The sequence below is a fragment of the Mesorhizobium sp. f-mel genome, assembly GCF_053850215.1.
In genome coordinates, this window is the sequence record NZ_JBSPTO010000037.1 from 1 (window position 1) to 21,668 (window position 21,668).

Sequence of the window (21,668 nt, forward strand, 5' to 3'; positions counted from 1 at the left end):
CAAACAAGCGAACAACCGCTGCAATCTCGCCGCCGCCAGATTCCGCTCGCAACTGTGCAACAGCCCCTCAAGGGGGGAGATTACTCGCTCGGCCGCCTGCACCAATTTCCACGTGGCTATCTCCCCACCCAAAAGGGGAGATAGGGGGCACCCTTCACGGCTTGACGCCGTCCGCACGGCTGCCCTAGCCTGACACGAACAGGAGACACCGCATGGCAGTGGTCGAGGGCGAAAAAATCGACGTCGGCTTTTCCGGCCGGCGCTGCATCCATTCGCGCAACTGCGTGCTTGGCGACCCGCGTGTCTTCGTGCCCAACGCACCCGGCCAGTGGATCCACCCCGAGGCGGCCAGCGTCGAGAAGATCGTCGCAATTGCCGAGAGCTGCCCGTCGGGCGCCATCACCTATGTCCGAAAGGATGGTGGGCCGCAGGAAAGGCCGCCGGTGGTCAACACCGTGCGCATTCGGGAAAACGGCCCGCTGGCGCTGCATGCCGAGATCGTGCTCGGCGACGAGAATTTTTATCGCGCCACGCTGTGCCGCTGCGGCGATTCGGAAAACAAGCCGTTCTGCGACGGCAGCCACACCAAATCAGGTTTTTCCGCCACCGGCGAGCCGCCACTGAAGGACACGCCGGCGCTAGACGCGAGGAATGGCCCGCTGACGGTAACCCCGACCACCAACGGCCCGCTCAAGCTCGAGGGCAATGTCGAGATCGTCACCGGCACCGGGCACACCGTCGATCGCACCCAACGCACCTTCCTCTGCCGCTGCGGCCATTCGGCCAACAAGCCGTTTTGCGACGGGACGCATAAGAAGGTGGGGTTCGTGGGGTAAGGCTGACGTTGCAGCCGAAACTGCCAATCTCCCCCTCGTGGGGGAGATGTCCGGCAGGACAGAGGGGGGCGCCGTGGAGCGCTAATTTCACAAGCACAATGCCTCACACGCCACTGCCTCCAAAACATCGCGCAAATGCCAGATCGATGCGCAAGGTCATGACATCAGCTGAATTGAAGCTCTGGAACGAACGTCGCGCGCATCGACTGATGGGGCTTGGCTTCCGCCGACAATTGCCCATCGCCTGCTATATCGTCGACTTCGCTTGCCCGGAGAAGAAACTGATCGTCGAGGTTGACGGCTTCCAGCATGCGCAAGGTGATGCGGTCGCCGGCGACGAGGTAAGGACATTGCGTCTGGAACAGGATGGCTGGACCGTCCTGCGCTTCTGGAATGACGAGATTATCCGCGACATCGACAATGTCTGCCAGCATATTGTGATTGTGGCTGGCCTAGGGCGTGCGTCTGAATGAACGGCCGGAGCGGATGTAACCACGGCGAGGCCGGCGGGACAGCGCCCCCTCTGTCCTGCCGGACATCTCCCCCACTTGGGGGGAGATTGGCCGTCACCACGGTCATCGCCTGTTGGCCCACCTCTCCCGCCTTTATCCGCCGGCCCGTATCGGCTAAGGGGCGGGAACGCAAAATCTCCGGACCCGCCAATGACCGCCAAGACCAAACCCCTGTTCCTCGGCATAGACACCGGCGGCACCTATACCGATGCCGTGCTGTGGTCGGAAGCCGGCGGCCCGCAACAGGGACCGAACAGCGGAAAAGTACTGGCCAAGGCCAAGGCGCTTACCACCCGCCACGATCTGGCGGTCGGCATTTCGGGCGCGGTCGATGCGGTGCTGCAAAAAGCCGGCACCGACCCTGCGGCGATAAAACTGGTGTCGATGTCGACGACGCTGGCCACCAATGCGCTGGTCGAAGGCCAGGGCGGCCGCGTCGCGCTGGTGATGATCGGCTTTTCGGAGGGCGACCTTGCCCGCGACGGGCTGAAGGCGGCACTCGCCACCGATCCGGTGGTGTTCTGCCCCGGCGGCCACGATGTCCACGGCAATGCGGCAAAGCTCGACCTGTCCGGGCTGGAGGCGGTGCTGCCGGAACTCGGCGCCACGGTGTCTGGCTTTGCCGTCTGCGCCTATTTCGCCACCCGCAACCCGGCGCATGAGCTCGCCGCTCGCGACGTCATCCGGGAAAAAACCGGCCTGCCGGTCACCGCCAGCCACGAGCTTTCGGCCAAGCTCGGCGGCCCGCGCCGGGCGCTGACGACGCTGCTCAACGCCAGGCTGATCTCGATGATCGACCGGCTGGTCGCGGCGACCGAAGGTTTTCTTGGCCACCGTGGCATCGCGGCGCCGCTGATGGTGGTGCGTGGCGATGGCGCCCTGGTCTCGGCCGCCTTTGCCCGCCAGCGGCCGATCGAGACGATCCTGTCCGGGCCGGCCGCCAGCCTGGTCGGCGCCCGCCACATGACCGGCCTCGACGATGCCGTGGTATCGGACATCGGCGGCACCACCACCGACGTCGCCGTGCTCGACAAGGGCCGTCCCAGGCTCGATCCGGAAGGGGCCACCGTCGGCGGCTTCCGCACCATGGTCGAGGCGGTGGCCATGCGCACTTTTGGGCTTGGCGGCGATTCCGAAGTGGCGCTGGAGGACGGCGTGCTCAGCCCGAAAATCCTGCTCGGGCCGCGCCGCCTGGTGCCGCTGGCGCTGGCCGGCATGGTGCATGGCGAAGCCGTCACCTCAGAACTGGAGCGCCAACTGCGGGCGCCGAACCCCGGCCGCATGGATGGCCGCTTCGCGGTGCGCACCGGCGTGCCGGAGCGGCTCGCCGCCGGCCTCACCGCTCCGGAAGCGAGGCTGTACGAGGCGATCGGCAGCGTGCCGCTCGCCCTCGACAGGCTGCTCACCTCGAACGCCCAGAACGCCACCCTGAACCGGCTGGTGTCGCGCGGCCTGGTGCATATTTCGGGCTTCACGCCGTCGGACGCCGCCCATGTGCTGGGCAAGCAGGCCAACTGGGATGCCGCCACCGCGAGGCTCGGCGCCGAACTGTTCACCCGCAAGCGCGACGGCCGCGGCCAGTTCATCGCCGCGACGCCGGAGGCGATCTCCGAGCGGGTGCTGGTGACGCTGACGCGCTGGTCGGCGGAATACATCCTCGAAACCGCCTTTGCCGAGGACGGGTTGGATGGCGCGGCGACCGTTGCCCATGCGCTGGTCCAGCGCGCCGTCGACGCGCATCCCGGCATCGCACGGCTCAGCGTCGCGCTCGACCGTCCGGTGATCGGCCTCGGCGCCTCGGCGCCGCTGCACTATGCCGGCCTGGCCGAGCTGGTCGGCAATGGCTGCGTGGTGCCCGAGGATACCGACGTCGCCAACGCGCTCGGCGCCGTCGTCGGCCAGGTCAGGGTTTCGGCGGAAGCGCGGGTCAGCCAGCCCAAGGAGGGGCTGTTTCGCGTCGCGTCAGGCGAAACCGTGCGCGATTTTGTCGACGAGGCGGCGGCGATCGCCGCGGCGGAGACCGATGTGCGGGCGATAGCCGCCGGGCGGGCCAGGGACGCCGGGACCGACAGCGCCGAGATCGAAATCGCCAGCGAATTCCGCGTCTCCACCGTCGAGGGTCAGCGCATGTTCATCGAGGCGCATGTGGTGGCGGTGGCGTCCGGCAGGCCAAGGATTGCGGTGTGATGTCAGATGGAGGATTTGGGCGCGGTTGCAAGTCGCTCGAAAACTGCGTTTACCCGTATGCGGCTGCCATTGGGATCGACGATCTGCATGACCAAAATCAGCCGCTTTTGATGAATCTTGAAGGCGGCCGCCAAGCCTCTGGCCTTAGCGCCTGCCGATGTTGACCCCGCCCAAGTGCCTTTTCCGATCAACGCAGCTTCTCCATTGATCGTTTCTGCTTTCAGATCGGCGGTCCAGCCATTGCTCGCAGCGACCTGCAGGCCGGGATTGCCGCTGTGGATGACGACTGTGCAATCGCTGCATTTGCCGCCGGTCGAGTAAACCTGCTGCCAGGTGCCGATGAATTCGGCATCAGCAGCCGCGGCAGGACCAGCGCCGGCGAATGCAAGAGAGAATAGAACAAAAGTAAGCCAGGCAAATCTCAACATCGGCCAACTCCAAAATGTCTTCTTCATTTGACAGGCAATGTATAAGGCCGGGTTTACTGGAATGAGAAAATTGACCCGATATGCGATTGAACATAGCCGCTTATGCCCCGCGACGTCTTTTCGCTCCTGCCTGAGATGACGAAGTGGACCAAAATAGCTCCCCTTCACCCTAAGCTGAATTGACCGTGCTACCCTGACATGCCAAAGGCCCGGCCAAAGCCTTCATCTTGGAGACACCCTGATGACCGATCGCGTCGAAATCGCCGGATTGCGGATTGCCCGCGAGCTTTATGATTTCGTCGTGAACGAGGCGCTGCGGGGCACCGGCATTGCAGCCAACGCGTTCTGGACCGGCTTTGCGGCCATCGTGCACGATCTTTCGCCGAAGAACCGGGCGCTGCTCGAAAAGCGCGACGCCCTGCAGGACCAGATCGACCGCTGGTATCGCGACAATGGCGCGCCCAGCGACATGGAAGCCTATAAGGGGTTCCTGAGGGAGATCGGCTATCTCATGCCGGAAGGGCCGGCCTTCTCCGTCGCGACCGAAAATGTCGACCCGGAGATTTCGGTGGTCGCCGGGCCGCAATTGGTGGTCCCGGTGATGAATGCGCGCTACGCGCTGAATGCCGCCAATGCGCGCTGGGGCTCGCTCTACGATGCGCTCTACGGCACCGATGCCATTCCCGAGACCGGCGGCGCCGAGAAGGGCGGGCGGTTTAATCCCGCACGCGGCGCAAAAGTCATCGCCTGGGCGAAAAGTTTCCTCGACGAGTCGGTGCCGCTGACGACAGGCAAATGGGCTGGGGTGAACGGACTTTCGGTTGCCAACGGCATGTTGCGGCTGGGCGGGGGCGCCGGCGCCACCACGCTCGCCGACCCCAAACAGTTTGCCGGCTATCGCGGCGATGCGGCCAATCCCGAAGCCGTCCTGCTCACCAGGAATGGCTTGCATATCGAGATATCAATCGACCGCAGCAACCAGATCGGCAAGACTGATCCGGCCGGCATTGCCGACGTCGTGCTGGAATCGGCGCTGACCACCATTCAGGACTGCGAGGATTCGGTCGCAGCGGTGGATGCGCAGGACAAGGTCATCGTCTACCGCAACTGGCTCGGCCTGATGAAGGGCGACTTGGCGGAAGAGATCACCAAGGGCGGCAAGACCTTTACCCGAAAGCTCAACCCGGATCGCAGCTACACCTCGCGCGGCGGCGGCACGCTGACGCTGCCCGGCCGCTCGCTGATGCTGGTCAGGAATGTCGGTCACCTCATGAGCAATCCGGCGATCCTTGACCGCGACGGCAACGAGGTGCCGGAAGGCATCATGGATGCGGCGATGACGGCGCTGATCGCGCTGCACGATATCGGGCCGAACGGACGCCGGCAAAACTCGCGCGCCGGCTCGATGTATGTGGTGAAGCCGAAGATGCACGGGCCGGAGGAGGTCGCCTTCGCCGTCGAGATCTTTGGCCGCGTCGAAGCCCTGCTCGGCATGGCGGAAAATACCATCAAGATGGGCATCATGGACGAGGAGCGCCGCACCACGGTCAACCTCAAGGAGGCGATCCGCGCCGCCAAAGAGCGCGTCGTCTTCATCAACACCGGCTTCCTCGACCGCACCGGCGACGAGATCCACACCTCGATGGAAGCCGGCCCAATGATCCGCAAGGGCGACATGAAGCAGGCCGCCTGGATTTCGGCCTACGAAGCCTGGAACGTCGATACCGGGCTGGAATGCGGGCTGGCCGGCCACGCCCAGATCGGCAAGGGCATGTGGGCGATGCCTGATCTGATGGCGGCTATGCTGGCGGAAAAGATCGCCCACCCCAAGGCCGGCGCCAACACCGCCTGGGTGCCGTCGCCGACGGCTGCGACGCTGCACGCCACCCATTATCACCAGGTCGATGTCCACGCCGTCCAAGTGGCGCTGAAGAGCCGGCCGAAGGCAAAGCTCGATGACATCCTGTCGGTGCCGGTCGCGGCGCGGCCGAACTGGTCTCAAGAAGAAATCCAGAAGGAGCTCGACAACAACGCGCAAGGCATTCTGGGCTATGTCGTTCGTTGGATCGACCAGGGCGTCGGCTGCTCGAAAGTGCCTGACATCAATGACGTTGGCCTGATGGAGGACCGCGCCACGCTGCGTATCTCCTCGCAGCATATCGCCAACTGGCTGCACCATGGCGTGTGCACCTCAGACCAGGTGATGGAGACGATGAAGCGCATGGCTGGCGTCGTCGACCGCCAGAACGCAGGCGATCCGCTCTACCGGCCGATGGCGCCCGACTTCGACAGGTCCATCGCCTTCCTCGCCGCCTGCGACCTCGTTTTCAAGGGCCGCGTCCAGCCCAACGGCTACACCGAACCGGTCCTGCACGCACGGCGGCTGGAGCTGAAGGCGAAGGAAAGAGCTGGATAGCAAGCCGCCGTTGCAAACGTGCTGGCCTCACTCCGGGCGTTTTTAGGTGGGTAGAAATTTTTGCGCCTACCCTGCTCAGGCCGAAGGCATGTCGCAGCCCGCTCCAGAGCATCTCGGGAAAAAACATGCCGGATGTTCAACACAGAGAAATGCACGGATTAATGCAGCAGAACTTCAGCATGACTCACCCGACAGATATTAGACATTCCTAAAACGTCGTGTCCCGGTGCATGCGATCTGCTACGATTTTAATCACCGACAAACGGCTCTGGGAGGCCGTGCGTCTGACATCATGCACAAGATCAACTCAAAACCGGAGAACGGCCATGAAACGGCTTCTAACGGTCGCTGCCCTTTTGGCGGCGGGCAGTTTGTTTGCGATTCAAGGCGCAGCCGCCGATGACGCTGCGATGATCAAGAGCGCTGAATCCGCCGCACCCCCCGCTGTAGGAAGCGGCGCTACGATCCACGCCATGGATGAGAAGGGTGCAATGCGCACACTGCGCGAGGGCACAAACGGCTCCTGGTGCATGCCGGACAACCCGGCCACGCCTGGCCCAGATCCAATGTGTGGCGATGCCAACGCGATGGAATGGGCAGTGGCGTGGATGGGAAAAAAGGAACCGCCCAAGGGCAAGGTCGGCTTCATGTATATGCTGTCCGGCGGCACCGATGGCAGCAACACCGATCCTTATGCGACGAAGCCTGAGGAAGGCAACAATTGGGTGGAGACTGGACCGCACGTGATGATCGTCAACGCAACGGACATGATGCAGGGCTATCCGGCTGACCCCAAACCTGACACGTCCAGGCCATATGTGATGTGGGCGGGCACTCCATACGCACATCTCATGATCCCGGTTAAGTAGCCGCCGCGGAAATGACTGGCGATTGCGGTCAGGCTGCATAGCACCGGAATGTCGAATACCTTGCCGGCCCGGGCCGCTTCCGGCCCGCAGGCTGACCGACGCCGATCCGCGCGTATTGTGGGTCAGCTGGTTCCAGACCCGCTTCGAGCGGCGGCACCGCGCAACCGATGGCGACATGCGCTGCGCAAATCGCCAGGCTGGCGGCCGACGGCGTCTGGTTGGCCGACCTGGCGACGATCGCTCTTCCCGAAGGCAGCAACTGCGCGTCGAGCTCCTTGAGATGACCCGGCAGCCCAGAACCGATGTATAGGCTTGCTGGCTGCTCGGCGGGCAAGCTTTCCGGCGCCGAACATTGCACTCTACGCCGCCTGCGCCATTCGCTCCGAGCTCATGCGGTAGGAAATCGCCTCGGCCAGATGGATGCGGCCGACCGTCTCGCTGGCCTCGAGATCGGCCAGCGTTCGCGCCACTTTCAGCACCCGGTGGTAGGCGCGCGCGGAAAAGCCGAGTTTTTCGCTGGCGTCCCTGAGCAGCGACAGGCCTGATGCATCCGGCATCGCGATCTCCTCGATGACCGAGGGCGAGCAATGCGCGTTGGTGGTGGCAGTGGTCGCGCCGAGCCGCTCGAAACGTTCGCGCTGGATTGTCCGGGCGCGCGCGACGCGCAGCGCCACCGCGGCACTTTTCTCCGCCCGGTCCGGCCGGATCAGATCGCTGGCCGAGACCGCCGGCACCTCGATCCGGAGATCGATGCGGTCGAGCAGCGGGCCGGAAATGCGCGCCTGGTAGTCGGTGCGGCAACGGTCGCCGCGCAGGCAGCGATAGCCCGGCTCGCCGGCCATGCCGCAGCGGCACGGGTTCATCGCCGCGACCAGCTGGATGCGCGCCGGATAGGTGACGCGATGGTTGGCGCGGGCGATCATGCAGTCGCCGGTCTCCAGCGGCTGGCGCAGCGCGTCGAGCGCCTGCGGCGAGAATTCGGGAAACTCGTCGAGGAACAGCACGCCGTGATGGGCAAGCGAGGCCTCGCCCGGCTGCACCCGTAGGCCGCCGCCGACCATCGCCGCCATCGAGGCCGAATGGTGCGGGGCGCGGAACGGCCGCCGGTCGGTCAGCTTGCCTTCGCCGAGTTCGCCGGCCACTGACGCGATCATCGAGACTTCGAGCAATTCCCTCGGCGCCAGCGGCGGCAGGATCGACGGCAGCCGCTGCGCCAGCATCGATTTTCCCGATCCCGGCGGTCCGACCATCAAGAGATTATGCCCGCCGGCCGCCGCCACTTCGAGTGCCCGCTTGGCGCTCTCCTGGCCCTTGATGTCGGCCAGATCCGGCAGGTCGCGCGCCGAGGCATGGATGCCGGCCTCCGGCCGCGACAGGACCTGCGTGCCGCGAAAATGATTGGCGATGGCAATCAGGCTGCGCGGCGCCAGAATGTCGAAATCCTTGCCGGCCCACGCCGCTTCCGGCCCGCAGGCGAAAGGACAGATCAAGCCCTTGCCTTCGGCATTGGCGCCGATCGCCGCCGGCAGCGCGCCGGCCACCGCGGCGATGGTGCCGTCGAGCGACAGCTCGCCAAGCACGACATAGCCGGCCAGCATGTCGCCCGGAATGGCCCCCAATGCCGCCATCAGGCCGAGCGCGATCGGCAAATCGTAATGGCTGCCTTCCTTGGGCAGGTCGGCCGGCGCCAGATTGACCGTGACCTTCTTCGACGGCATCGACAGGCCCGACGCATGCAGCGCCGCCTGCACCCGCTCCCGGCTCTCGGCCACCGCCTTGTCGCCGAGACCGACGATGTGCATGTTGACCTTGCCCGGTGCGATCATCACCTGCACGTCGACCGGCACGGCCTCGATGCCCTGGAAAGCGACCGTACGAACCCGCGCAACCATTTCTCTGCCCCCGGATATGAGCTCGCCCGAAGCCCATGCGATCATGCCGCGAACGGCGTTACCAGAGACAACCATAGATTTCGGGCGAAGGCAAGAACATTACGGGAACAATGGAACGCTACGTTCCGATGACGCTGCATCGGCTATCGGTCGGAAAACGCTGTTCCGCCAGGCAATGGCCGCTACTTGCGTTTGTCCTCGACCGCGTCCCAGAACAGGCTGGCGATGTCGGCGCCGCCGAAGCGTTTCACCTCGCGAATGCCGGTCGGCGACGTCACGTTGATCTCGGTCATGTAGTCGCCGATAACGTCGATGCCGACGAGGATAAAACCGCGCTCCTTCAGCGACGGGCCGATGCGGGCGCAGATCTCGCGTTCGCGCGCCGTCAGTTCGGTTTTTTCGGCGCGGCCGCCGACATGCATGTTGGAGCGTGAATCATGCTCGGCCGGCACCCGGTTGATGGCGCCGACCGGCTCGCCGTCGATCAGGATGATGCGCTTGTCACCCTTGCGCACCTCCATCAGGTAGCGCTGCACGATATAGGGCTCGCGGAACATCTGGCCGAACATCTCGAGCAGCGAGGCAAGGTTGCGGTCGGCCTCGTGCAGGTGGAAGATGCCGGCGCCGCCATTGCCGTAGAGCGGCTTGACGATGATGTCGCCGAACTCCTTGCGGAAGGCGGCGACCTCCAGCGGGTCCTTGGTGATCAGCGTTTCCGGCATCAGGTCGGGAAATTCGGTGACGAAGATCTTTTCCGGGCTGTTGCGCACCCACGCCGGGTCGTTGACCACCAGTGTCTTGGGATGGATGCGCTCGAGGATGTGCGTCGTGGTGATGTAGTTCATGTCGAACGGCGGATCCTGCCTGAGCAGGACGACGTCCATCTCCGACAGGTCGGTGCGGACTTCTTCACCGAGCGAATAGTGGTTGCCCTTCTCATCGCGGACTTGCATTTCCTCGATGCGGGCAAACACCTTGCCGCCGCGCAGCGACAATCGGTCGGGCGTGTAGTGGAACAGCTGGTGGCCGCGCCGCTGCGCTTCCAGCGACAGCGCGAAAGACGTGTCGCCGGCAATCGAGACGGTGGAGATGTGGTCCATCTGGACGGCGATTTTCAGAGGCATGGCGGATCTCCGGCGGATCGGATGGGCAGCTGTGCTTGCCCTTACAACCTCGCCGGTCATCTGCCAATCGCGACATTTTGAGGATTGCCTGCTGCAAGCGGGGCGTCTGTCGGCCAGTTGCAGACAAAGCGAGGCTGTGCGTGCGCTCGATGCCTCGTGGGGTTGGCCGCCGCTGCAAGGACGCGTAGTGGGGCGTGATCGTCTTTTTGTCTGATATAAGCCTCGGGAATCGGTTTTTCTCCCTTGCTCCCCCGACCGGGCTGGCTAGGATGCGCGCCGACTGAGCCTACAGCGCCGCGCGTCCTTTTGGACGCGCAAAGGACGCTGTAGCACTTTGATTTTGCGCATGATCCTTTCCGAAAATCGAAACCGATTTCCGGGGTCATGCGCAGGGAGAAAAAAATGATGCCATCGGCACGCTTTGCCGACCTTCAAGGTGCCTCGGTGCTGATCACCGGCGGCGGCTCCGGCATCGGCGCGGCGCTGACCGAGGGCTTTGCCCGCCAGGGAGCGAAGGTCGCCTTCATCGACATCGCCGATGGCCCGAGCCTTGCGCTGGCCGACCGCATCGAGAAGGATCTCGGCCGCCGGCCTCTCTATCTCACGACAGACATACGCGATGTCGAGGCGCTGCGGGCTTCAGCCGCCAAGGCGGCCGAAGCGCATGGCGACGTCACCGTGCTGGTCAACAATGCAGCACTTGATGATCGCCACGCAGTGGAAGATGTCACCGTGGAATTCTGGGACAACAACCAGGCGGTCAACCTGCGCCCGCATTTCTTCTCCGCACAGGCGGTAGCGCCGGGCATGAAGCGCGCCGGCGGCGGCTCGATCATCAACTTCACGTCGACGTCGTTTCTGATCAACCACCCCGACATGCCGGCCTATACCGCCGCCAAGGCCGGCATCGTCGGCCTGACCAAGGGGCTTGCCGGCAAGCTCGGCGCCGACGGCATTCGCGTCAATGCGATCGCACCCGGCTGGGTGATCACCGAGCGGCAGAAGGAGCTCTGGGTCACCGAACAGGCGCTCGCCGCCCACGTTGCCAAGCAGTGCATCAAGCAGGTGATGCAGCCGGAAGACATTGTCGGCACGGTGCTGTTCCTGGCGTCGGACGCTTCGCGGATGCTGACCGCACAGATGTTGATCGTCGATGGGGGCTTCCTGTGAGCCCAGGATTTCCGAACAAGGTGCCGGCCGTTGCCGCCGTCGATTGGGGCACAACCCGTCTCCGGGTCTGGCTGATCGATGAGGCCGGAAACGTCCTTGCCGAGCGCCGCGGCGACGACGGGCTGATCACTGCGCAGGCCGCCGGGTTTTCGACCGTCCTCGAAGGACATCTGGTGGCGATGGGCGCGCCGGAAGCGATGCCCGTCATCATTTGCGGCATGGCCGGCTCGCGCCAGGGCTGGCTGGAGGCGCCCTATGTCACCGTGCCGGCGCCGATCGGCGCCATCCTTGCCGGCGCTGCGCGCATCCCCGGCCAGCGCCGCGACATCCGTATCGTGCCGGGGCTTGCCCAGCGCCAGGCCGATGCGCCCGACGTCATGCGCGGCGAGGAAACGCAGCTTGCCGGCGCTGGCATGCCGGCAAAAGGCCGTCATCTCGTCTGCATGCCCGGGACCCATTCGAAATGGGTTTTGGTCGAGGAAGGCGCTGTTGCCGGTTTCGGCACGTGGCCGACCGGCGAGCTGTTTTCGGTGCTGGCGGCGCATTCGATCCTGCGCCATTCGCTGGGCGAGCAGCCCCAGCCGGTTGCACCAGGCAATCCGTTTTTCCGGCGCTGGTGCGAGCAAGCGCTTGCCGACGGCGGCGATGTCACGTCGAGACTGTTCTCGATCCGCGCCGCTGGCCTGCTTCAGGACCTGAAGCCCGACGATGCCGCTGCTTGCCTGTCCGGCCTGCTGATCGGCGGCGAGATCGCCTCGGCCAGCCGGCGCTATGGGAAGAGCGGGTCGGTCGTGCTGGTCGCTTCCGGCGCGCTCGGCGCGCTGTACACGGAGGCGCTCGGCCTTGCTGGACTCGCGGTTCGGACCGTCGATGCCGACGAGGCGGTGCGTGCGGGCCTGATCGAGGCGGCGCGCGAAAATGGCATGATTGCTGGAAGCGGAGTTGCCGCATGACCGAGACCGCACCATTTCCGAAGCTCGAGCGCGGCCTTGTCGCCATCTTGCGCGGCCTCAAGCCGGATGAGGCGGTGGCCATTGGCCGGGCGATCTTCGAGGCCGGCATCGAAGCGATCGAAGTTCCGCTCAATTCGCCGGAACCCTTCGCCTCGATCGCAAGGATCGCGGAGGCGCTGCCGGCGACGGCACTGGTCGGCGCCGGGACTGTGCTGACCGCGGCCGATGTCGACGGGTTGCAAAAGGCCGGCGGGCGGCTACTGGTCAGCCCCAACATCGATGCCGAGGTCATGGGTCGCGCGATGAATTACGGCATGGTGACGATGCCCGGCGTGTTCACCCCGACCGAGGCCTTCCAGGCGGTCCGGCTCGGCGCCTCGGCGCTGAAATTCTTCCCGGCCAGCGTGCTCGGCGCGGCCGGCATCGCGGCGATGCGCGCGGTTTTGCCTTCCGATATGCTGGTCGGCGCGGTCGGTGGCGTGTCGGAAAAGGACTTTGCCGGCTACAAAGCTGCTGGCGTCGGCGTCTTCGGCCTCGGCTCCAGCCTGTTCAAGCCCGGTATGAACGTGGATGAGGTGGCAACGCGAGCACAGGCCGCAGTTGTCGCCTGGGATGCGGCGTTTGGAGCAGTGCGATGAACGAAGCCATCGTTTCTGTTCTTTCCGACCATGTCTGCCAGCTCGGCGAAGGCCCGAGCTATGACCCCGCCACTGATACGCTCTACTGGTTCGACATCGTCAACGGCCAGCTTCTGGAAAAGCACCTTTCCGGCGGTGCGGTCAAAATCCACGAGCTTGGCCAGATGGCCAGCGCCATCGCCGTCATCGATGACAACAGACAATTGATCGCTACCGAAACCGGCCTGCATGTCCGCGACGTCGCGACCGGCAAGATGACGCTGCACACGGCGATCGAGGCCGACAATCCGGTGACGCGCTCGAATGATTCGCGCGTCCATCCCTGCGGCGCCTTCTGGGTCGGCACGATGGGCAAGGGCGAGGAAAAGGCCGCCGGCTCGATCTACTGGTTCTTCAAGGGGGAGCTGCGTCGGCTCTATTCGGACATCACCGTGTCGAACTCGATCTGCTTTTCCGAGGACGGAACGGTCGCCTGTTACACCGATACCAGCACCGGCCTGTTGATGCGCGTCGCCTGCAATCCAGCGACCGGCCTGCCGGTCGGCGAACCGAAGATCTTCGTCGATCATCGCAAGGCCAAGGGCTATATCGACGGTTCGGTGCTCGATCGCGACGGTGTTCTTTGGAACGCCTGCTGGGGCGGCAGCGTCATCGAAGCCTACGGGCCTGACGGCAAGCTCATCCGTTCGGTCGCGATGCCGGTGACGCAACCGTCTTGCCCGGCCTTTGTCGGCGGGAATGCCGACCGGCTGGCGGTGACTTCAGCCTGGTCGGGCAAGAATGAGAAGCAGCGCCTGCTGGACCCGCAAGCCGGCATGACATTTCTGCTCGACATTCCAGTCAACGGCCGCTTCGAGCCGCGCGTGCTGATCGCCTAGACCATGATCCCGAACCTTTGGTTCGGAAAAGATCATGGTCAAACAAGAAGATCGCCCAGCACTGTCGTGCAGGCGTCCGGCTGACGTCGGTTTTCCGCGAAGGCCTGATACATTCGCCGTGCGATGGTAGGCAATCGCGCTGCCAGGACCCGTTCATCCCCGGGAATCGTTCATCCCATGTCAAGCCGCAAGCCGAAGCTGATCCTTGTCTACGAGCCGGAAAAGGCTTGCTTCGACCGGCTGGTCGCCGATGGCCACGTGGCGGCGCGCGCCGCCGAAATCGCCTCGTATCTGGCGCAATCGACCGACATCGCCTCTGAGTTCGATGCGCTGGCCGCAGCCTGCCTGACACGCGGCCTGTCCTTTGTTGCAGTGGCGCTCGACGATGCCGCGAGCGCTCTCGCCGGCGAGGGCCCAAAGTCCACGCTTGTCTGGACGCTGACCGACGGCATCGCCTATTTCCGTGGCGGCGCCGCACCTGCTTTGGCACGGCTGAATGGCCTGAAGGTGATCGGTGCCGATGACGCGCTGTTTGCGCTGTGCCAGGACAAGTTCCGCTCCGGCGCCGTGCTTGGCGCACTCGGCCTGCCGGTGCCGCAATCCGGTTTGGCCCGCGACGGTCATTGGCTGGTCGAGCCGCCAGCCTCGCCGGCAGGCTGGTTTGTCAAGCCGAACCGGCTCGGCGCCAAGATCGGCATCTGGCGGGACTCGCGCTGTGCCGATCTCGGCCATGCGCTGGACCTTAGCCGGCGTGTGTTCGCCGCCTATCGCGACGACGTCGTCGTGCAGCCCTATGTAGCCGGGCGCAATGTGCGCGCGAGCTATCTCGGCCTGAAGCCGGACACCGGCGTCGAGGCGCTCGGCGTCGCCTTTGTCGATTCGGGCGGTGATTTCCAGACCATGGCAGACAGCCTGGCGCTCTATGGCGACACCGGCGAGGCTGCCAGGGAGGCGGGGACATACGCCGAGCCCGAGCTGCTGCCGGTCGCCGCCAGCCAGCCGCGAGCCGATGCAAAGATCCGACGGATCGCGCAAAGCCTGATGACCGGGCTCGGCCTGCGAGATGTATTTTCCATCGATTTCCGGGTCGAAGCCGTCGACAGCGTCCATCTCATCGAATTCGAGGTCTGCCCCGGCCTGCCCTGCTTCGATTTCCGCGCCTATTGCCGCACGCAATGGGAGATGGGCCTCGCCGATGCGATGGCCGAGACCGCGGCGAGCCGTTTTAACCGAATGGCCGCGTCCTGAGCAGAAATCCTGCGTGAAGCTGCCCTCGGCGACCCAGGATCGTATCGTATCTCGACAAATCGCTTGCGTTCCGGCACCTCACTTAATAGGGTGTTAAGTGAAGGAGGCACGCGGTGAAAGTCGACCTTGCGACATCCCCGGACGTGGCCGCGCTGGCAGCGGCGGACGCGGACAAGGCGAAGCATGTCGGTGGGCGGATCAAGGCCATTCGCACGGCCCGACGCATTTCGCTTCGCCAGCTGGCCGACATGGTCGGCACGACGGCGAGCTTCATCAGCCAGCTCGAGCGCAATCTGAGCGGCGCCAGCGCCAGCACCCTGATGCGGATCGCGGCTGCGTTGGATCTCGGCATCAACGACCTGTTCGAGCAGACCGAAGGTGGGTTCCACAAGGTGCTCACCAGAGGCGACCGCCCACTGCTGCCGATCAGCCACGGCTGTCGAAAGACGTTGCTGTCGCGGCGGCCGATCCATGAGTTCGAGGTTTATTCGGGGGATTTCGACGTCGGCGGTTCGACCGGCAACGATGCTTACACGCATGGCGGCAAGCACGAGATGTTCGTCGTTCTGAAGGGAACAGTCGAGCTGACGCTGGCAGACGAGCGCTTCGTCATGAACGAGGGCGACAGCATCGAATACGCAACCTCGACGCCGCATCGCACTGCAAACATCGGCAAGACGCCAGCGCAGGTGCTCTGGATCATCGCGCCACCGACCAGCGGCGCGGCGGAACTCAATCGATACACGCCCGGACAAGGCTCGCAGCCGGGCGAACCGAACTAATGCGGGTGCACATAAATGGGAGATAAAACTATGAAGACCAAGATCGGACAGGTGGCCGCACTCGGGCTGTTGATGATCACCACCGCAGCGCTTGCACAGAGCAAGCCCGTGGCGGGCGAGGTGGCCGAGGGCTCGCTAAAGGGCAAGACGCTTACCTTCGTCTCGTATGGAGGCATTTACCAGGATGGTCAGATCGCCGCGCTGAAGGAGTTCGTCGACAAGTCCGGAGTGACGCTGCTCAGCGACGGGCCAACCGAAATCTCGAAACTGCAGGCGCAGGTCGAGTCCGGCAATGTCACCTGGGACGTTGTCGATACCGGCGATTTCCCGCCCTACGTCTATTGCGGCAAGCTGTTCCAGAAGCTGGACTTCTCGAAGATCGATACGTCTAACATTCCGGAGGGCCAGATCAGCGAATGCAGTGTGCCGGCCATGAACTATGGCGTGGTGCTGATGTACAACACCGAAAAGTACAAGGATAACCCGCCCAAGAGCTGGAAGGATTTCTTCGACATCGAGAAGTTCCCGGGCTCGCGCGCTCTGGAGGGCAGCGGCGATCTCTCCGGCGGCATGATCGAGCAGGCATTGCTCGCCGCCGGCGGATCGGTGGAAAACATGACGGTTGCCGATATCGACAAGGCGATCGAGAAGGTGAGGTCGCTCGGTCCGGACACGATCTTCTGGAAGACCGGAGCCGATTCCCAGCAGCTCGCGGAATCCGGCGAAGCCGACATGATCGCGATGTGGACCGGACGTGCCATGACTGCGGTGAAGAACGGCGCGAAGTACACGCCGGCGTGGCAGGACTGGCTGGTCGTGATGGACCAGATGACCATTCCGATGGGCGTCAAGGACCCCGACGCGGCGCATGCGCTGATCAACGCCTATGTCGGCAAGAGCGCCCAGGAGACGCTTGCAAAAACCACCTCGTATACCCCGATCCACAAGGACGCGAAGCCCGAAGTGGACGAGATCACAGCGGCGTTCATGACCAACACGCCGGACAAGCTGAAGCTCGGTTACCAGCAGAACATCAAGTTCTGGGTGGAGAACTTCGAGGTGGCGAACGAAAAGTGGAACGCGTTGATGGCGGGCAACTAGGTCCGCCACCGTGGCAATGAGAGCAATCGACAGCCGGAACACTGTTCCGGCTGTCGCCGCAGACGACCGGCGGCGCTGGTTTCGTGGACAGGCTTTCTGGCTCGTCGCGCCGGCGCTGCTGCTGCTCGTCATCTGCCTGGGTCTGCCGCTCGCCATCGTTACCTTGCGCAGCTTTTCCGAGCCGCAATGGGGATGGCAGAACTATGCCTGGTTCTTCGGCACACCGGTCAACCTGACCGTACTTCAGCGCACCTTCGCGATCTCCGCCTGGGTGACGCTGGTATGTCTCATTGCCGGCTATCCCTATGCCTATGTGATGACCGCAGTCGGACCCAAGATGCGGCTCGTCCTCATCCTGTGCGTGCTGGTGCCGTTCTGGGTGAGCGGTGTGGTGCGCACCCTGGCATGGGTTATCCTTTTGCAGGATTCCGGCGTGATCAACTCCGTCATCCGGGCAGTCGGCCTTGGTCCGGTCAAGCTGATCCGCACGCAGACAGGCGTGGTGATCGGCATGGCGCAGGTGCTGCTGCCGTTCATGATCCTGCCGCTCTATTCGGTGATGAAAACGATCGACCTGCGGCTCATGCAGGCGGCACGGAGCCTTGGCGCGAGCCCGGCGCGCGCCTTTGCCCAGGTTTATCTGCCGCTCTCGCTTCCTGGCGTCTACGCAGGCGCCATCATCGTGTTCATTCTTGCGCTCGGGTTCTACATCACCCCCGCGCTGCTCGGCGGTCCGCGTTCGACCATGCTCTCGACCCTGATCCAGAACCAGGTGCTCAGCCTGCTAAACTGGGGCCGCGGCGGTGCGATGGGTGTGGTGCTGTTGATCGCGACCTTCGTCCTGCTCGCGCTCGCAGCACCGCTGTCGAGGCAACCGCACAAGACGGGCTCGAGACGCTGATGAAACAGCCCGGTCGAATCCTGCTCGGTCTGTACTGCCTGCTCGTCGCGGTCTGGCTGGTCGCACCGACAATCGTCGTCGTGCCGATGTCGTTCAACGACAAGAAGTCGCTGGCCTTTCCGCCATCCGGCTTTTCCTGGCAGTGGTACCAGAACTTTTTCACCAACCCCGAATGGTCGGCGAGCCTGATCGGTTCGCTCAAGGTCGCCGTTGTCACGGCGGTGTTCGCCACCGTCATCGGCACGCTGGCGGCATTCGGCCTCGATCGCATGAAAAGCCGCGTCAGCGGCGTGCTGCGCGCGCTGCTGATCACGCCAATGGTCGTGCCGGGGGTGGTGCTCGCCGTTGGAATCTATGCGGTCTATCTCGATACGCGGTTGGTCGGCACCATGACCGGCTTCGTGCTTGCCCACACCATGCTCGCCGTTCCTTTCGTCATCATCGCCGTCTCCGCCAGCCTGGAAGTCTTCGACAAACGGCTGGAAACTGCTGCGGCCAGCCTCGGCGCAACCCGGCTGACGGCGTTCAGGACGGTGACGTTGCCGCTGATCGCGCCGGGCATCCTGTCGGGCCTGCTGTTTGCGTTCGTCACCTCATTCGACGAGATCATCGTCGCGCTGTTCATCACCAGCCCTTATCTGAAGACACTGCCGGTCCAGATATTCTCGAGCATTACCCGGGACGCCGATCCCACCGTTGCGGCGGTGGGCACGCTGCTCTTCATCACTACGTCGCTGGTGATCGGGGCGGGGCTGTTGATCGGTTCGAGACAGGGAAGACGTTGACATGGCCTCACCATCCACTCGCGGCGCAGCCATCGATCTCAAATCCGTCAGCAAACACTATGGCAGCTTCATCGCTCTCGATAAAGTCTCGCTAGGCATCAAGCCGGGGGAGTTCATGACGCTGCTTGGGCCCAGCGGTTCGGGCAAGACGACCACGCTCAACGTCATCGCCGGCTTCACCGAGGTCAGTTCGGGTTCGCTTGATGTCGGCGGCAGGAGCGTCATCGGCGTACCGGCGCATAAACGCAACATCGGCGTGGTCTTCCAGCACTACGCGCTGTTCCCGCACATGACGGTCAGCAGGAACGTCGCATATCCGCTGACCTTGCGCGGCATCGCCAATCCCGATCGCGAGGCCCGGGTGCGCAAGGCGCTGGACATGGTGAAGATGGCGGATTTCGGCCACCGCTTCCCCAGCGAGCTTTCCGGCGGGCAGCAGCAGCGCGTCGCACTGGCGCGTGCCATCGTATTCGGCCCACCGCTGCTTCTGATGGACGAGCCGCTCGGCGCGCTCGACAAGAAGCTGCGTGAATGGCTGCAGCTCGAAATCAAACGGATCCACCGCGAATTGGGCACCACCTTCGTTTATGTCACGCACGACCAGGAGGAGGCCCTGGTCCTCTCGGACCGCATCGCCGTGTTCAACCAGGGACGCGTCGAGCAGATCGGCACCGGTCGCCAGCTCTACGACGAGCCCGAGACCTTGTTCGTCGGAAAATTCGTCGGCGACTCGACGATACTGCGCGGCGCAGCCTCCACCTCCGGGAACGAGACCGCCATTGACATAGAAGGGCGGAAAGTGGCTGCCGCCAAACGCCTTGCCGACGGCGCCAAACCCGTGATGCTGCTGCGGCCGGAGAAGCTGAGCCTCGCCAGACGGGGGAAGGGCGGACAGGATCGAAACACCCTGCCCGGGCGCATCGGCGAGGCCATCTACCTCGGATCGGGCTCCAAATACGAGGTCGTGCTGGCCGACACCTCCAAGGCGATCGTGCGCTCTTCGCTGGACGCCGAGACCTTCGCCATCGGCGACGAGGTTGATCTCGTATTCGCGGGCAGCGACGTGAAGCTGTTGGCGGACGACGAAAACGCCGATTTCACGCTGACCTGAATCCTATCTGGGAAAATCTCGACAATGGACGTGAAGAAGAACGGCGACGTTTCATTCTGGTATGCCGACATCGGCGGCGTGCCCGGCTATCGGCCGCCGCTGCAGGGCGATATCATGGCCGACGTCTGCATCGTCGGCGCCGGCTATACCGGCCTTTGGACCGCCTATTATCTGAAGCAGGCAGCGCCCCACCTCAACATTGTCATCGTCGAGAAGGAGTTCGCCGGCTTCGGTGCTTCGGGACGCAATGGCGGCTGGCTGTCCGGCGGGTTCTCATGGTCGCGCGAAAAATATGAGAAGGCATCGTCGCGCGCTGGAGTCGTTGCCATGCAGGCGGCAATGATGGGCACGGTCGACGAGGTCATATCGGTCGCGCAAACCGAAGGCATCGACGCCGACATTCGCCGCACCGACGAACTGCTGGTCGCAACCAACGAGGCGCAGGAGCAGCGCGCCAAGGCGATGTATGCCCATGCCAGGTCCTGGGAGCTGACTGACGAACGTGTGGGGTATATCGATGCAGCCGAGATGCGTCGGCGCATAGCGGTGCACAACGCGCGCGGCGCCTTCGTCATCAAGAAGGTTGCGCGGGTTCAGCCCGCAAAGCTAGTGCAGGGGCTCGCCAAGGCAGTGGAGCGCCTCGGTGTGCCGATCTATGAACAGACAACCGTGCTGTCGATCGAAAAAGGCAAGGTCACAACCAGCCGAGGCGTGGTGCGCGCGGAAAAGATCGTGCGGGCGACCGAGGGTTTCACTGCGGGAATCGCGGGCCACGAGAGACTTTGGTTGGCGCTCAACAGCGCCATCGTGGTCACCGAGCCGTTGTCCGACAAGCTGTGGAGCGAAATCGGCTGGGATGGCTACGAGGTGCTCGGCGATGCCGCGCACACTTACTGCTACGCGCAGCGCACCCGGGAAGGACGCATTGCCATGGGCGGACGCGGGGTGCCTTATCGGTTCGGCTCGAAAACCGACCTTCGAGGCGTCACCCAGCAGGCGACGATCGACAAGCTGCACAAGATCCTGACGACGCTTCTGCCGCAGACCAAGGGGCTCAAGCTCGACCATGCGTGGTGTGGAACGCTCGGCGTGCCGCGGGACTGGTGCACGACAGTGGGCTTTGACAAGCAGACCGGAATAGGCTGGGCAGGCGGCTATGTCGGCCTCGGCGTTTCCACCTCGAACCTCTCGGGACGCACATTGAGGGATCTTCTGCTGGACAACGACACCGAGCTGACGCGGCTTCCCTGGGTCAATCGAACCGTGCGCAAGTGGGAGCCAGAGCCGCTGCGCTGGCTGGGCGTCCATTCGATGTATCAGCTCTATCGAATTGCCGACGAGAGGGAAGCAAAGGGGCTGCCGCGCACTTCGCGGCTAGCGGCCCTGGCAGACCGCATCACCGGGCATTGAACCGCATCACCTCGAGGAGATACAGCATGATCGACTTCAAGACCTTCGCCCACCTTGCGCATATCGACCTCGGTGAGCCCCAGCCGAAACCCACCTCGGTGGAAGGCGATCAGCTGGAAGCAGCCAACACCCTCTGGGCTTCGGATGATGGCAAGATCGAAGTCGGTGTCTGGGAATGTTCGCAGGGCCGGTTCACCGCGCGCCGCGACACGAATTCCGAGATCTGCCACATCGTCTCAGGCCGCGTGACGCTGCACGGTCCCGAGGGCGCGGCCAAAAATGTCGGACCCGGCGAATTGCTTATTCTGCCGCTTGGCTGGCAGGGCGAATGGACCATACACGAGAAAACGCGCAAGCTTTACATCCTGCATTCGGTTTGATCGCTGCAGGTGCATGCTCGCCTGCATTTCCGATGAGACCACGCGCG

Annotated in this window: 20 protein-coding genes; 17 read left to right on the forward strand and 3 right to left on the reverse strand. The window is 64.0% G+C overall.

Features of this window, described 5'->3' with window-relative positions:
• Window positions 1-212: 212 nt before the first annotated feature.
• The 3 genes from ACWUKX_RS27995 (at window position 213) to ACWUKX_RS28005 (ending at window position 3,535) form a co-directional block, all read left to right on the forward strand.
• Window positions 213-836, forward strand: coding sequence for a CDGSH iron-sulfur domain-containing protein (locus tag ACWUKX_RS27995; RefSeq protein ID WP_456009917.1), 624 nt, complete (start codon window positions 213-215; stop codon window positions 834-836).
• 98 nt (window positions 837-934) lie between these two features.
• Window positions 935-1,309 (forward strand): endonuclease domain-containing protein, encoded by a 375-nt coding sequence (locus ACWUKX_RS28000; RefSeq protein WP_456009952.1) that lies wholly within the window; start codon window positions 935-937, stop codon window positions 1,307-1,309.
• 189 nt (window positions 1,310-1,498) lie between these two features.
• Window positions 1,499-3,535, forward strand: a complete 2,037-nt coding sequence (locus tag ACWUKX_RS28005; protein ID WP_456009918.1) for a hydantoinase/oxoprolinase N-terminal domain-containing protein — start codon at window positions 1,499-1,501, stop codon at window positions 3,533-3,535.
• Between the two features lie 2 nt (window positions 3,536-3,537).
• Here ACWUKX_RS28005 and ACWUKX_RS28010 read toward each other — a convergent pair whose 3' ends face one another.
• Window positions 3,538-3,963 (reverse strand): hypothetical protein, encoded by a 426-nt coding sequence (locus tag ACWUKX_RS28010; RefSeq protein ID WP_456009919.1) that lies wholly within the window; start codon window positions 3,961-3,963, stop codon window positions 3,538-3,540.
• 241 nt (window positions 3,964-4,204) lie between these two features.
• Here ACWUKX_RS28010 and ACWUKX_RS28015 point away from each other — a divergent pair, with 241 nt between their 5' ends.
• Both ACWUKX_RS28015 and ACWUKX_RS28020 read left to right on the forward strand, forming a co-directional pair.
• Entirely contained in the window at window positions 4,205-6,379 is a 2,175-nt protein-coding gene (locus tag ACWUKX_RS28015) for a malate synthase G (RefSeq protein ID WP_456009920.1), read from the forward strand.
• Between the two features lie 326 nt (window positions 6,380-6,705).
• Entirely contained in the window at window positions 6,706-7,248 is a 543-nt protein-coding gene (locus ACWUKX_RS28020) for a hypothetical protein (RefSeq protein WP_456009921.1), read from the forward strand.
• A 359-nt stretch (window positions 7,249-7,607) separates the two neighbouring features.
• Here ACWUKX_RS28020 and ACWUKX_RS28025 read toward each other — a convergent pair whose 3' ends face one another.
• Together ACWUKX_RS28025 and gshB are read right to left on the reverse strand one after the other, a co-directional pair.
• Window positions 7,608-9,140 carry a YifB family Mg chelatase-like AAA ATPase gene (locus ACWUKX_RS28025; RefSeq protein WP_456009922.1) on the reverse strand — a complete coding sequence of 511 codons (1,533 nt, stop codon included), beginning with the start codon at window positions 9,138-9,140 and terminating at the stop codon, window positions 7,608-7,610.
• A gap of 182 nt (window positions 9,141-9,322) precedes the next feature.
• Window positions 9,323-10,264 (reverse strand): glutathione synthase, encoded by a 942-nt coding sequence (gene gshB, locus ACWUKX_RS28030; RefSeq protein ID WP_456009923.1) that lies wholly within the window; start codon window positions 10,262-10,264, stop codon window positions 9,323-9,325.
• A 402-nt stretch (window positions 10,265-10,666) separates the two neighbouring features.
• On the opposite strand from gshB, the gene ACWUKX_RS28035 reads away from it, so the two are divergent.
• The 12 genes from ACWUKX_RS28035 (at window position 10,667) to ACWUKX_RS28090 (ending at window position 21,621) form a co-directional block, all read left to right on the forward strand.
• The gene (locus ACWUKX_RS28035; RefSeq protein ID WP_456009924.1) at window positions 10,667-11,434 is read left to right on the forward strand and encodes an SDR family NAD(P)-dependent oxidoreductase; all 768 of its coding nucleotides are present in this window, start codon (window positions 10,667-10,669) and stop codon (window positions 11,432-11,434) included.
• A complete protein-coding gene (locus ACWUKX_RS28040) occupies window positions 11,431-12,387 on the forward strand; it encodes a 2-dehydro-3-deoxygalactonokinase (RefSeq protein ID WP_456009925.1) in 957 nt (318 codons plus the stop codon). Before ACWUKX_RS28035 ends, ACWUKX_RS28040 begins: the two co-directional genes overlap by 4 nt.
• Complete coding sequence (locus tag ACWUKX_RS28045; protein ID WP_456009926.1) at window positions 12,384-13,025, forward strand: 2-dehydro-3-deoxy-6-phosphogalactonate aldolase; 642 nt, start codon at window positions 12,384-12,386, stop codon at window positions 13,023-13,025. The genes ACWUKX_RS28040 and ACWUKX_RS28045 overlap by 4 nt, the downstream gene beginning before the upstream one ends.
• Window positions 13,022-13,903: an SMP-30/gluconolactonase/LRE family protein gene (locus tag ACWUKX_RS28050; RefSeq protein WP_456009927.1), complete on the forward strand. Its 882-nt coding sequence runs from the start codon at window positions 13,022-13,024 to the stop codon at window positions 13,901-13,903. The genes ACWUKX_RS28045 and ACWUKX_RS28050 overlap by 4 nt, the downstream gene beginning before the upstream one ends.
• Window positions 13,904-14,080: 177 nt before the next feature.
• Window positions 14,081-15,151, forward strand: a complete 1,071-nt coding sequence (locus ACWUKX_RS28055) for a D-alanine:D-lactate ligase-like protein (protein ID WP_456009929.1) — start codon at window positions 14,081-14,083, stop codon at window positions 15,149-15,151.
• A 113-nt stretch (window positions 15,152-15,264) separates the two neighbouring features.
• Complete coding sequence (locus ACWUKX_RS28060; protein WP_127316962.1) at window positions 15,265-15,933, forward strand: helix-turn-helix domain-containing protein; 669 nt, start codon at window positions 15,265-15,267, stop codon at window positions 15,931-15,933.
• A gap of 30 nt (window positions 15,934-15,963) precedes the next feature.
• Entirely contained in the window at window positions 15,964-17,034 is a 1,071-nt protein-coding gene (locus ACWUKX_RS28065; RefSeq protein ID WP_029347850.1) for an extracellular solute-binding protein, read from the forward strand.
• Window positions 17,035-17,050: 16 nt separating this feature from the next.
• Complete coding sequence (locus tag ACWUKX_RS28070) at window positions 17,051-17,935, forward strand: ABC transporter permease (RefSeq protein ID WP_095517613.1); 885 nt, start codon at window positions 17,051-17,053, stop codon at window positions 17,933-17,935.
• Window positions 17,935-18,720, forward strand: coding sequence for an ABC transporter permease (locus ACWUKX_RS28075; protein ID WP_456009931.1), 786 nt, complete (start codon window positions 17,935-17,937; stop codon window positions 18,718-18,720). The genes ACWUKX_RS28070 and ACWUKX_RS28075 overlap by 1 nt, the downstream gene beginning before the upstream one ends.
• A 1-nt stretch (window position 18,721) precedes the next feature.
• Window positions 18,722-19,831 carry an ABC transporter ATP-binding protein gene (locus tag ACWUKX_RS28080; protein WP_456009932.1) on the forward strand — a complete coding sequence of 370 codons (1,110 nt, stop codon included), beginning with the start codon at window positions 18,722-18,724 and terminating at the stop codon, window positions 19,829-19,831.
• 24 nt (window positions 19,832-19,855) lie between these two features.
• On the forward strand, window positions 19,856-21,241 hold the full coding sequence (locus ACWUKX_RS28085) for an NAD(P)/FAD-dependent oxidoreductase (protein WP_456009933.1): 1,386 nt from the start codon (window positions 19,856-19,858) through the stop codon (window positions 21,239-21,241).
• A 26-nt stretch (window positions 21,242-21,267) separates the two neighbouring features.
• A complete protein-coding gene (locus ACWUKX_RS28090) occupies window positions 21,268-21,621 on the forward strand; it encodes a cupin domain-containing protein (RefSeq protein ID WP_456009934.1) in 354 nt (117 codons plus the stop codon).
• Window positions 21,622-21,668 lie beyond the last annotated feature (47 nt).

What these genes read in the sequence shown, in the direction of transcription:
- gshB (WP_456009923.1), bottom strand. Translation starts at nt 10,264, where the DNA reads ATGCCTCTGAAAATCGCCGTCCAGATGGACCACATCTCCACCGTCTCG.
- ACWUKX_RS28075 (WP_456009931.1), top strand. Translation starts at nt 17,935, where the DNA reads ATGAAACAGCCCGGTCGAATCCTGCTCGGTCTGTACTGCCTGCTCGTC.
- ACWUKX_RS28025 (WP_456009922.1), bottom strand. Translation starts at nt 9,140, where the DNA reads ATGGTTGCGCGGGTTCGTACGGTCGCTTTCCAGGGCATCGAGGCCGTG.
- ACWUKX_RS28000 (WP_456009952.1), top strand. Translation starts at nt 935, where the DNA reads ATGCCTCACACGCCACTGCCTCCAAAACATCGCGCAAATGCCAGATCG.
- ACWUKX_RS27995 (WP_456009917.1), top strand. Translation starts at nt 213, where the DNA reads ATGGCAGTGGTCGAGGGCGAAAAAATCGACGTCGGCTTTTCCGGCCGG.
- ACWUKX_RS28015 (WP_456009920.1), top strand. Translation starts at nt 4,205, where the DNA reads ATGACCGATCGCGTCGAAATCGCCGGATTGCGGATTGCCCGCGAGCTT.
- ACWUKX_RS28045 (WP_456009926.1), top strand. Translation starts at nt 12,384, where the DNA reads ATGACCGAGACCGCACCATTTCCGAAGCTCGAGCGCGGCCTTGTCGCC.
- ACWUKX_RS28065 (WP_029347850.1), top strand. Translation starts at nt 15,964, where the DNA reads ATGAAGACCAAGATCGGACAGGTGGCCGCACTCGGGCTGTTGATGATC.
- ACWUKX_RS28090 (WP_456009934.1), top strand. Translation starts at nt 21,268, where the DNA reads ATGATCGACTTCAAGACCTTCGCCCACCTTGCGCATATCGACCTCGGT.
- ACWUKX_RS28035 (WP_456009924.1), top strand. Translation starts at nt 10,667, where the DNA reads ATGATGCCATCGGCACGCTTTGCCGACCTTCAAGGTGCCTCGGTGCTG.
- ACWUKX_RS28010 (WP_456009919.1), bottom strand. Translation starts at nt 3,963, where the DNA reads ATGTTGAGATTTGCCTGGCTTACTTTTGTTCTATTCTCTCTTGCATTC.
- ACWUKX_RS28020 (WP_456009921.1), top strand. Translation starts at nt 6,706, where the DNA reads ATGAAACGGCTTCTAACGGTCGCTGCCCTTTTGGCGGCGGGCAGTTTG.
- ACWUKX_RS28055 (WP_456009929.1), top strand. Translation starts at nt 14,081, where the DNA reads ATGTCAAGCCGCAAGCCGAAGCTGATCCTTGTCTACGAGCCGGAAAAG.
- ACWUKX_RS28080 (WP_456009932.1), top strand. Translation starts at nt 18,722, where the DNA reads ATGGCCTCACCATCCACTCGCGGCGCAGCCATCGATCTCAAATCCGTC.
- ACWUKX_RS28085 (WP_456009933.1), top strand. Translation starts at nt 19,856, where the DNA reads ATGGACGTGAAGAAGAACGGCGACGTTTCATTCTGGTATGCCGACATC.
- ACWUKX_RS28005 (WP_456009918.1), top strand. Translation starts at nt 1,499, where the DNA reads ATGACCGCCAAGACCAAACCCCTGTTCCTCGGCATAGACACCGGCGGC.
- ACWUKX_RS28050 (WP_456009927.1), top strand. Translation starts at nt 13,022, where the DNA reads ATGAACGAAGCCATCGTTTCTGTTCTTTCCGACCATGTCTGCCAGCTC.
- ACWUKX_RS28070 (WP_095517613.1), top strand. Translation starts at nt 17,051, where the DNA reads ATGAGAGCAATCGACAGCCGGAACACTGTTCCGGCTGTCGCCGCAGAC.